Raw genomic sequence first — 818 nt, 5'->3', positions numbered from 1 at the left:
GGTCAGTCACCTCAACGTCGGCGACCGGGTCATGGCCCTGACCGGTTGGGGCAGCTTTGCCGAACAGGTCGCGGTGCCGGGCTATAACGTGCTGCCGATCCCGCCGAGCATGGATTTCACCACCGCCGCCGCCTTCAGCATGACCTACGGCACCTCGATGCATGCACTGAAACAACGCGCCAACCTGCAACCTGGCGAAACCCTGCTGGTGCTCGGCGCTTCCGGCGGCGTGGGCCTGGCGGCGGTGGAAATCGGCAAAGCCATGGGCGCCCGGGTGATTGCCGCCGCCAGCAGCGCCGACAAACTCGCCGTGGCCAAGGCGGCCGGTGCGGATGAGCTGATCAACTACAGCGAAGCCAGCCTCAAAGACGAGATCAAGCGCCTGACCGACGGCAATGGTGTCGATGTGATCTACGACCCCGTCGGCGGCGACCTGTTTGACCAGGCCGTACGTGGCATTGCCTGGAACGGACGCCTGCTGGTGGTGGGCTTTGCCAGCGGGCGCATTCCCGAACTGCCGGTAAACCTGGCGCTGCTCAAGGGTGCGTCGGTAGTCGGGGTGTTCTGGGGCTCGTTCGCCCAGCGCCAGCCGCAGGACAATGCGGCGAACTTCCAGCAGTTGTTCACCTGGTATGGCGAGGGCAAGTTGAAGCCGTTGGTGTCGCAGACTTACCCGCTTGAGCAGGCTGCGCAGGCGATCAATGACCTGGGGCAACGCAGGGCTGTGGGAAAGGTTGTCGTCCAGACCCGCTGAATGCGGTTCATGTGGGAGCTGGCTTGCCTGCGATGGCGGCGGGTCAGCTCACACAGCTGCAATT

1 protein-coding gene is annotated in these 818 nt (G+C 64.4%); it reads left to right on the top strand.

Features of this window, described 5'->3' with window-relative positions; all coding sequences use genetic code 11:
- Nucleotides 1-754, top strand: a 754-nt coding sequence (locus FEM54_RS33360; RefSeq protein ID WP_138454375.1) for an NADPH:quinone oxidoreductase family protein, incomplete at its 5' end; no start/stop codon positions are given.
- Nucleotides 755-818: the final 64 nt, after the last annotated feature.

The organism is Pseudomonas edaphica, from assembly GCF_005863185.1.
GTDB classification, from domain to species: Bacteria; Pseudomonadota; Gammaproteobacteria; order Pseudomonadales; family Pseudomonadaceae; genus Aquipseudomonas; species Aquipseudomonas edaphica.
The sequence above is the reverse complement of the archived record's forward strand: the minus strand, read 5'-3'. Positions and strand labels throughout refer to the sequence as shown.